The sequence below is a fragment of the Lysinibacillus sp. NPDC093688 genome, assembly GCF_050280145.1.
GTDB lineage: Bacteria > Bacillota > Bacilli > Bacillales_A > Planococcaceae > Lysinibacillus > Lysinibacillus xylanilyticus_B.
This window is the reverse complement of sequence record NZ_JBNNUX010000106.1, coordinates 1-1,257: the sequence shown is the minus strand read 5'-3', so window position 1 is coordinate 1,257 and position 1,257 is coordinate 1. Positions and strand designations below refer to the sequence as shown.

General features: G+C 35.2%; 1 protein-coding gene. It reads left to right on the top strand.

Going from position 1 to position 1,257, the window contains the following annotated elements; translation table 11 throughout:
* Positions 1 to 46 precede the first annotated feature (46 nt).
* Complete coding sequence (locus ACQKN2_RS25330; RefSeq protein ID WP_427417368.1) at positions 47 to 1,249, top strand: RNA-guided endonuclease InsQ/TnpB family protein; 1,203 nt, start codon at positions 47 to 49, stop codon at positions 1,247 to 1,249.
* Positions 1,250 to 1,257 lie beyond the last annotated feature (8 nt).

The following is a 1,257-nucleotide window of genomic DNA, read 5'->3' as shown; positions in this document are numbered from 1 at the left end:
TAAATAGGGTAATGTGATTTTATCATAGTGAAGAGAGGTGGTACGCATGGAATTAATGTCCATTGGGAAATTTGCTAAACGTGTTGGTGTAAATGTTGTAACGCTAGCGACAAAGATAAGACTAAAGCCAACTAAAGAACAAGAAGTTTTGTTTTGGAAATCTGCGGGGACTGCGAGATGGGCTTACAATTATTTCTTGGCTGAAAGCGAACGTATTTATAACGACGAGAAGCGTACAGTCAAAGAGGGCGAAGTTCGTAAGAAAATCAATAATGAACTGAAACCAACAACGCATAAGTGGCTTAAGGAAGTCGGAAGCAATGTGATGAAACAGGCGGTAAAAGATGCCGATATTGCTAGAAAGCGTTGGTTCGAAGGCATTACGGAAAAGCCAAGGTTCAAAAGCAGACGAAGAAGTAAAGTTAGTTTTTATGTAAATTACGAAAGTTTAAAACGAACAAATGAAGGTTTTAGAGGTGAAAAGATTGGTAGTGTAAAAACTTGCAATGCACTTCCTAAGCTTAAAAAAGGTCATAAATATTCGAATCCACGCATTTCATTTGACGGACGAAATTGGTTCCTATCAATTGGATTTGATCAAGTATTTGAGCAATATGATTTGACAGGCGAAAGTTTAGGAATTGATGTAGGTATTGAAAAATTGGCAGTTTGTTCTGATGGCGAGTTCAAAAAGAACATCAACAAGACCAAAGAAGTCAAACGATTAGAGCAAAAGTTGAAACGAGAACAACGACAACTAGCTTGTAAGTTTGAAGCCAATACGAAAGAGTATACTAAAAATCGAAAGCCAATTTATAAAACACCTTTAAAGAATATGAAAAATATTCAAAAACAAAATGCTGAAATCCGTAATTTATATAAGCGACTTAACGACATCCGAACAAATCATTTACATCAATGTTCTATTGAGATTGTGAAAACCAAGCCATCTCGTATTGTAATGGAACATTTACATGTAAAAGGGTTGATGAAAAATAAACATCTGGCGAAGGTGGTAGCCGGGCAAAAGTTATATGAATTCAAACGGCAAATTCAATACAAATGTCAAAAATACGGAATTGAATTTATTGAAGCCGACAGATGGTTTCCATCATCAAAAACTTGTTCTTGTTGTGGACAGATCAAATCCGATATGAAACTAAAAGACAGATTATATATCTGCTCTTGTGGATTAAAGTTGGATAGAGATTTGAACGCAAGCATTAACTTAGCAAATTACTCAATCTAAGGAATTTA